Annotated in this window: 7 protein-coding genes; all 7 read right to left on the reverse strand. The window is 70.1% G+C overall.

The features are described 5' to 3' along the window. Positions 1-37: 37 nt before the first annotated feature. The 7 genes from ABDW35_RS27655 to ABDW35_RS27685 all read right to left on the reverse strand — a co-directional run bounded on the left by ABDW35_RS27655 (position 38) and on the right by ABDW35_RS27685 (position 7,154). The gene (locus ABDW35_RS27655) at positions 38-910 is read right to left on the reverse strand and encodes an ABC transporter permease (protein ID WP_343717076.1); all 873 of its coding nucleotides are present in this window, start codon (positions 908-910) and stop codon (positions 38-40) included. After that, positions 907-1,854 carry an ABC transporter permease gene (locus ABDW35_RS27660; protein WP_343717077.1) on the reverse strand — a complete coding sequence of 316 codons (948 nt, stop codon included), beginning with the start codon at positions 1,852-1,854 and terminating at the stop codon, positions 907-909. The genes ABDW35_RS27655 and ABDW35_RS27660 overlap by 4 nt, the downstream gene beginning before the upstream one ends. 207 nt (positions 1,855-2,061) lie before the next feature. Continuing rightward, a complete protein-coding gene (locus ABDW35_RS27665) occupies positions 2,062-3,534 on the reverse strand; it encodes an ABC transporter substrate-binding protein (protein ID WP_343717078.1) in 1,473 nt (490 codons plus the stop codon). 46 nt (positions 3,535-3,580) lie between these two features. After that, positions 3,581-4,675 carry an oligopeptide/dipeptide ABC transporter ATP-binding protein gene (locus ABDW35_RS27670; RefSeq protein WP_343717079.1) on the reverse strand — a complete coding sequence of 365 codons (1,095 nt, stop codon included), beginning with the start codon at positions 4,673-4,675 and terminating at the stop codon, positions 3,581-3,583. After that, positions 4,672-5,712 (reverse strand): ABC transporter ATP-binding protein, encoded by a 1,041-nt coding sequence (locus ABDW35_RS27675; protein ID WP_343717080.1) that lies wholly within the window; start codon positions 5,710-5,712, stop codon positions 4,672-4,674. The genes ABDW35_RS27670 and ABDW35_RS27675 overlap by 4 nt, the downstream gene beginning before the upstream one ends. Beyond that, positions 5,696-6,484, reverse strand: coding sequence for an FCD domain-containing protein (locus ABDW35_RS27680; protein ID WP_343717081.1), 789 nt, complete (start codon positions 6,482-6,484; stop codon positions 5,696-5,698). The genes ABDW35_RS27675 and ABDW35_RS27680 overlap by 17 nt, the downstream gene beginning before the upstream one ends. Positions 6,485-6,713: 229 nt before the next feature. After that, positions 6,714-7,154: a hypothetical protein gene (locus tag ABDW35_RS27685; RefSeq protein ID WP_343717082.1), complete on the reverse strand. Its 441-nt coding sequence runs from the start codon at positions 7,152-7,154 to the stop codon at positions 6,714-6,716. Positions 7,155-7,481: the final 327 nt, after the last annotated feature.

Raw genomic sequence — 7,481 nt, forward strand, 5'->3', positions numbered from 1 at the left:
CGAGCAGTTCGGGGCGGGTGGTGAACATCGGTGTCTCTCAGCTTTCGCGGGGGTCGAGGGCGTCGCGCAATCCGTCGCCCAGCAGGTTGAAGCCCAGCACGACCAGGAAGATCGCGCCGCCCGGGAAGACCGACATCCAGGGCGCCTGGCTCATGAAGTTCTTGGCGGTGTTCAGCATCGAGCCCCAGGACGGGCTCGGCGGCTGCTGGCCGAGGCCGAGGAAGGACAGGCTGGCCTCGGCGATGATGGCGGTGGCGATGGTCAGCGTCGCCTGCACGATCAGCGGCGGCAGCACGTTGGGCAGGATGTAGCGGATGATGATCCAGCGGTCGGGCAGGCCGATCGACCGGGCGCCCTCGACGTAGTCCTCGGTCTTCACGCTCAGCACCTGGCCGCGGGTCAGGCGGATGAAGATCGGCATGGCCGACAGGCCGATCGCGATCATGGCGTTGCCCAGGCTGGGGCCCAGGAAGGCGGCCAGGGCGATCGCCAGGATCAGGAAGGGGATGGCCAGCATCGCCTCGGTGGCGCGGGAGATGGCGCCGTCGACCAGCCCGCCGTAATAGCCGGCCAGCAGGCCGAAGGGCACGCCGACGGCCAGCGCGATGGCGACCGAGATCACCCCGGCCATCAGCGAGGCGCGGGCGCCATAGGCGAGGCGGGTGAAGATGTCGCGGCCGAGGTCGTCGGTGCCCAGCCAATGCGCGGCCGAGGGCGGCTTGCGGATGGTCAGGAAGCTCGTCTGCAGCGGGTCCTGCGGCGTGATCAGCGGCGCCAGCACGGCCAGCAGCACGAAGGCCAGCACCAGCACGGCGCCGACCACCGCGCCCTTGTTGCGCAGGAACTTCTGCAGGCCGCGGCTGCGCCGCTTCGGCTTCGCGGTTTCGGCGTTGATGGCGGTCGCGGTCATGACGGGTGCCTCAGCCGCGGGTTGATCAGGATGTAGAGGACATCGGCCAGCAGGTTCATGGCGATGAAGCCGATGGCGGTGCACAGAACGACACCTTGCACCACGGCGTAGTCGCGGTTGAACACGGCGTCGACGATCAGCTTGCCGAAGCCGGGGATGGTGAAGACCTGCTCGGTCAGCACCGCGCCGGCCAGCAGCTCGCCGAACAGCAGCGTCACCAGCGTCACGATCGGCACCAGCGCGTTGCGGAAGGCATGCTTCAGCACCACGGCGGGGCCGAGCAGGCCCTTGGCCCGGGCGGTGCGGATATAGTCCGAGCGCAGCACGCTCAGCATCGCCGAGCGGGTGTGGCGCATCAGCGTCGCGGCCAGGGCGTTGCCCAGCACGAAGGCCGGCATCAGCATGGTCTTGAGGCTGAGCCACAGGTCCTGCGCCGGCGAGACGTAGCCCGAGGCGGGCAGCAGGCGCCATTCCACCGACACCAGCAGGATCAGCATGATGCCGAGCCAGAAATTCGGGATCGACAGGCCGGACAAGGCGAGGATGTTGGCGCCGTAATCCACCGCCGTGCCCTTGCGCACAGCGGCGATGATGCCGGCGGGGATGCCGATCAGCAGGGCGAAGACCATGGCCATGGCGGCCAGCTGGATCGTCACCGGCAGCTTCTGGGCGATCAGCTCGGTCACCGGCGCGTCGGTGCGCAGCGACACGCCGAAATCGCCCTGCACCACCTGGCCGATCCAGGCGACGTACTGCACCGGGATCGGGTCGTTCAGCCGGTACTTGTCGCGCAGGTACTCCAGCACGGCGGGGTCGCGCTCCTCCCCCGCCATGGTCAGCACCGGGTCGCCCGGCAGCAGCTTCTGCAAGGCGAAGACCAGCATCGACACCAGGATCAGGGTCGGCACGGCGACGATCAGCCGGCGCAGGATGATCCGGGTCATGGGTGGGCCTCGCGGACAACGCCAACCGAGTCCCCCCTCCCCCTGCGGGAGGGGGGTAGGGGGAGGGGGCTGTCGATCGAAGAGAACCGCCGCTTCCCGTCCCGGCAGGGCCTGAGCGTCGGCGCAAACCCCCTCCCCCTGGCCCCCTCCCGCGAGGGGAGGGGGGACTGGTTTGGAAGCATTCGGGCGGGAGCGAGCATGAGCATCTCAGCCTTCGATGCTCATGCCCTTGAGGCGGATCATGCCGTCGGGATAGGCGGTGAAGCCCTTCACCTTCTTCGACAGCACGAAGGGCCAGGGCTGGTAGTAGGTGTAGATGATCGGCAGGTCGTCCTCGAGGATCGCCTGGGCCTGGTCGTACAGCTCCTTGCGCTTGGCCGTGTCCGGCGTCTGCCGGGCGGCGTTCAAGAGCTCGTCGACCTTCGGGTTGCAGTACTTGCCGTCGTTCAGGTTGCCCTTGCAGGTGACGAAGGCGTGGATGTTGCCGTCGGGGTCGACGCGGCCGGACCAGCCGATCTGCATGGCGTCGAAATTGCCCTGCTGCGCCTCCTTCTGCATCGCCGCGAACTCGGTGGCGCGCAGCTTGATGTCGAAGCCCGCCTCCGCCGCCATCGCCTGGGTCAGCTCGGCGATCTGCTGCGCCAGCGTGCCGGTGCCGAACACCAGCTCGAAGGACGGGTGCTCCTGCCCCGCCTCCTTCAACAGCTGCTTGGCCTTCTCGACGTCGCGGGCCCGCACCGGGAACTTGTCGCTGTAATACGGGCTGGCCTGCGGGAAGGGCTGCTGCGCCGGCGGGTAGATGCCGGCGCCGGCCACCTGGTTGATGACCTCGCGGTCGACCGCCAGCTCGAAGGCCTGGCGCACCCGCTTGTCCTGGCCCAGCGGGCCCTTGGCGCGGTCGCCATTGCCGGTGTTGATGGTGATGCCCTGGTAGCCGATGCCGGTGACCGGCGCGAACACCAGGTTCGGGTCGTCCTTGACCGAGGGCACGTCGGACGGCGCCAGCCGCTCCAGCATGTCCAGGTCGCCGGCGCGCAGATTGGCCAGCCGCACCGTGGTGTCCGGGATCGGCTGGAACACCACCTTGCCGATCTTGTAGTTCGCGGCATCCCAGTAGCCCGCGTATTTCTGCAGCACGATGCGGTCGTTCTGCACCCGCTCGACGAAGCTGTAGGGGCCGGAGCAGACGGGCTTCTGGGTGAAGGTGTCGAAAGCCTTCGGCGCCAGCATCATGCCGGCGCGGTCGGACAGCTGGGCCAGCAGCGTCGCGTCGGGCTTGGACAGCTTCAGCGCCACGGTCTTCGGGTCGACCACCACGACATCGGCGACCGAGGCCAGCTCGCTCTTGCGCAGGCTGTCCGGCAGGGTGCGGGCGCGGTCGAGATTGGCCTTCACCGCCGCGGCGTCGATCGGCTCCCCGTCCTGGAAGGTGATGCCGTCGCGCAGGGTGAAGGTCAGGGTTAGGTTGTCGTCGCTCCACGACCAGGCCGTCGCCAGCTTGGGCACGAAGGCGAGCTTCTCGTCGATGTCGAGCAGCTTGTCGCAGAGCGAGGCGAAGACGATGCGGCCGACGAAGGTGCGGGCCCGGTGCGGGTCCAGCACGTCGGGGTCCTCGTTCAGGCCGACCCGCAGCGTGGTCTGGCCGTAGGCCGTGCCGCTGAGCAGCAGGCCGGCGAGCATGAGGAGTATCGGGCGGGCGCGCATAGGTGAGCCTCCTGTCTGTTTCTTATGATCGGGCCGTCTGGGCCTGGCGGGCCGCCTCGGCCTGGCGGGCGCGGTACAGCGACAGCCGCGCGGCCAGGCGCGGCGGCGTGGGCGGCGCGGCCAGGGCGCCGGCCCCGGCATCCTGGATCTCGCGCCAGAAATGGCAGGCGACGCTGCGCCCGGGCTCGGCCTCCTCCGCCGGCGGCCGGACCTGGCCGCAGATCGGCTTGGCGTGCGGGCAGCGGGTGTGAAAGCGGCAGCCGGGCGGCGGCGCGGTCGGGCTGGGCACGTCGCCCTGCAGCAGGGTCTTGGCCTGGCGCCCGGCCGGGCTGGGCACCGGGATCGCCTTCATCAGCGCCTGGGTGTAGGGGTGCAGCGGCGCGTCGAACAGCGCGTCGACCGGCGCCTCCTCGACGATCTCGCCGAGATACATCACCGCCACCCGGTCGCTCATGTGCCGGATCACGGCCAGATCGTGGGCGACGATGACCAGGGTCAGGCCGAAGCGCTCCTTCAGCTCCTCCAGCAGGTTGATCACCTGCGCCTGGATCGACACGTCCAGCGCCGACACCGGCTCGTCGCCGACGATCAGCACCGGCTGGCCGGCCAGAGCCCGGGCGATGCCGATGCGCTGGCGCTGGCCGCCGCTGAACTCGTGCGGATAGCGGCCGGCATGGTCCGGCAGCAGCCCGACGATGCGCAGCAGCTCCGCCACCCGGTCACGGCGTTCGGCGCCCTGGGCCAGGCCGTGCAGCCAGATCGGCTCGCCGACGATGTCGCCCACGGTCATGCGCGGGTTCAGCGAGGCGTAGGGGTCCTGGAAGATGATCTGCAGCTCGCGCCGCAGCGCCCGCATCTCCTTCGCCGGCAGGGCCGTCAGGTCGCGGCCGCGATAGATCACCCGGCCGGCGGTGGGCTCGATCAGCCGCAGCAGCAGCCGGCCGAGGGTGGACTTGCCGCAGCCGGATTCGCCGACCACGGCGAAGGTCTCGCCCGGCCGGATCGCCAGCGACACGCCGTCGACCGCGTGCACCACGGGCGACCCGCCCAGCAGGCTGCGGCCGCCGCCGAAGCGCTTGACCAGGCTCTTGCCTTCGAGAAGTGCTGCCTCGGTCATGCGGCATCTCCGGCGTGCTGCTCCAGCGGCGCGAACCAGCAGGCGGCGCGGTGGCCGGGCCCGACCAGCTTCGCCGGCGGAGCCTCGGCGATGCAGCGCGGCGCGGCGAAGGGGCAGCGCGGGGCGAAGCGGCAGCCCTGCGGCATGCGGTCGGCCGGCGGCACCGTGCCGGGGATGGTGGCCAGGCGGCCCTCGCGCCGGCCGAGCGACGGCACCGACCCCATCAGCCCGATGGTGTAGGGGTGCTGCGGGTCCTCGAAGATGGCCTCGACCGGGCCGGATTCGACGATCCGGCCGGCATACATCACCGCGACATGGTCGGCGACCTCCGCCACCACGCCCAGGTCGTGGGTGATCAGGATCATGGCGGTGCCGGTCTCGTCCTGCAGCCGCCGCACCAGCGCCAGGATCTGCGCCTGGATGGTGACGTCCAGCGCCGTGGTCGGCTCGTCGGCGATCAGCAGCTGCGGGTCGTTGGCCAGGGCCATGGCGATCATGGCGCGCTGGCGCATGCCGCCCGACAGCTGGTGCGGATAGGCGTCCAGCCGCTTCTCCGGCGCCGGGATGCGCACCCGGCGCAGCATCTCCAGCGCCCGGCCGCGGGCCTCGGCCTTGCTGACCGCCTTGTGCCGGCGGATGCCCTCGGCGATCTGGTCGCCGATGGTGAAGGCCGGGTTCAGGCTGGTCATCGGCTCCTGGAAGATCATCGCCATGCGGCTGCCGCGCAGGTCGGCGCGCTGCCGGTCGGTCAGCCGGAACAGGTCCTGCCCCTCGAACCGGGCGCTGCCGGAGGTGATGCGCGCCACCGGCGGCAGCAGGCCCATCAGCCCCAGCGCGGTGATGCTCTTGCCACAGCCGGATTCGCCGACGATGCACAGCGTCTCGCCGCGGGCGACGGAGAAGGAGACGCCCTCCACCAGGTTGCTGCCGAGCGACAGCGACAGGGCGAAGTCCTCCACCTGAAGCACCGTCTCACGTGCCGGCTCCGCGGCCGTCGCGTGGGCGCGAACGAGGCCGGCGTCAGAGGCCGAGGCCATCGGCCGCCTCCGTGCTGTCGTTCGGACGGGCGGGCCGGTCCGCCGCCTCGTCCTGCGGGGCCGGATCGCCATGCATCGCCGCCTCCAGATTGGCCTGCAGCGCCAGCAGGTGGCGGCGCATCGCCGCCTCGGCCGCGGCGCCGTCGTGCCGGGCGATGGCGGCGACGATGTCGCCATGCTGGCTGGTGTAAGCGCGCAGGCGGATGCGATTGCGCGCCGCCTCGCGCAGCCGGCGCCAGGACGGCGACTGGCGGATCTTGTCGATGCAGTCGAACAGCGCCAGCAGCAGGCCGTTGCCGGCGGTCTCGGCGATATGGCGGTGGAAGGCGCTGTCCCACAGCTCATGGCCGTCGCTGTCCATGGCGGCGGCGGTCTTGCGCTCGATCCGGCGCAAGGCTGCGACGCTGTCGGGCGATGTCTTCAGGGCGGCCAGCCGGGCCAGCGCCGGCTCGATATTCAGCCGGGCCTCCATCACCTCCAGCGGGCTGGTGCGGTCGGCCAGGGAGGCGATCAGATGCGGCTGCACCGGCGGCCGCTGGCCGGCGAAGGTGCCCTTGCCCTGGTGGCGCCAGATCCGGCCCTCGGCCTCCAACACCTCCAGCGCCCGGCGCACGGCGCGGCGGCCGACGCCGATGCGGGCGGCCAGATCGCGCTCGGTCGGCAGCTGCCATTCGGCGCGGTCGCCCTCGGCGTCCAAGAGCGCGCGCAGCCGCTCCAGCGCCACACTGGAGTTCGACACGCTGCGAGGAGTGGGTGAAACCACTTCAGCCATTGGTCTCCTAAAGGCTGCGTCCGCCGATCCGGCTTCGAGCCATCTGCCGATCCCTGATGTGCGTGAGGACGTCGGGTCCGCCGGCCCTGAGGACCGATCATGACTCGCGACGCCGCTTCATCTTGTCGGACAGCCAAGCGCAAAGGGAACCAATTTGCAAATGGTTTCCTGAGTGGTCCGTGCTATTGAAAGTCCGTCTCGCGTCGCTGCCAGCGACTGCGGCGAAACGCTAGTGGGCCGACGAGGAAGCGGGCCGTTGGTCTAGATAGTCCGTCAGGATGCGATCGTGGGCCACGATGTGATCGCTCAGGTCGAACACGTGCTGAAGCCACGGGTGCCCCAGCGCTTCTTCCCGCGTGAGAAGCCGGCCCAGCATCCCTTGCGGCCAGGCCGTCTGCTCCGGCCCGATGATGCCGACCTTGTAGTCGCTGTCGTCCGACCAGAGCTGGAAGATGAAGGCGACCCGATCCTCGGGGGACGCGGCTTCACCCCAGTCTCCCAACCCGACGATCATCTCCGCTCGCGGATGTCGCGGGCCGTGGGTTAGCACGGCACGATAGATTGCGAAGGCATCCCCATTGCGGGTGACGAAACGGGTCAGCCGGGTGCTGGGCGCGCCGCAGCACTCGCAGGTGGCGTGACTTGGCTCCGCGAACTCGATTTCGAACATGTCGTCCCCCGCGTCCCGATAGCATCGCTTGTTCCGGCCGGAGGATCGAGTCCTCTTCAGGGACCCTGTCTCGCGCCACACCTCAAACTGTCATGCCCGGGCTTGACCCGGGCATCCAGGAGGTCTCGACGTGGCTGGCGGAGAGCTAGTCGAGTCCCCCCTCCCCTTGCGGGAGGGGGGTAGGGGGAGGGGGTTTGTGCCGCAAGAGCCGGCCCGCGCTTTCGCGGTCTAGCCCAGCCAGATGGTGAAGCCTGTTCCCTGGGCATTCGCGCGCGGACGCGCGCAGACCCCTCCCCCTAACCCCCTCCCGCAAGGGGAGGGGGGACT

It is taken from the genome of Inquilinus sp. (genome assembly GCF_039594555.1).
GTDB lineage: Bacteria > Pseudomonadota > Alphaproteobacteria > DSM-16000 > Inquilinaceae > Inquilinus.

What these genes read in the sequence shown, in the direction of transcription:
- ABDW35_RS27670 (WP_343717079.1), bottom strand. Translation starts at nt 4,675, where the DNA reads ATGACCGAGGCAGCACTTCTCGAAGGCAAGAGCCTGGTCAAGCGCTTC.
- ABDW35_RS27675 (WP_343717080.1), bottom strand. Translation starts at nt 5,712, where the DNA reads ATGGCCTCGGCCTCTGACGCCGGCCTCGTTCGCGCCCACGCGACGGCC.
- ABDW35_RS27655 (WP_343717076.1), bottom strand. Translation starts at nt 910, where the DNA reads ATGACCGCGACCGCCATCAACGCCGAAACCGCGAAGCCGAAGCGGCGC.
- ABDW35_RS27685 (WP_343717082.1), bottom strand. Translation starts at nt 7,154, where the DNA reads ATGTTCGAAATCGAGTTCGCGGAGCCAAGTCACGCCACCTGCGAGTGC.
- ABDW35_RS27660 (WP_343717077.1), bottom strand. Translation starts at nt 1,854, where the DNA reads ATGACCCGGATCATCCTGCGCCGGCTGATCGTCGCCGTGCCGACCCTG.
- ABDW35_RS27680 (WP_343717081.1), bottom strand. Translation starts at nt 6,484, where the DNA reads ATGGCTGAAGTGGTTTCACCCACTCCTCGCAGCGTGTCGAACTCCAGT.
- ABDW35_RS27665 (WP_343717078.1), bottom strand. Translation starts at nt 3,534, where the DNA reads ATGCTCGCCGGCCTGCTGCTCAGCGGCACGGCCTACGGCCAGACCACG.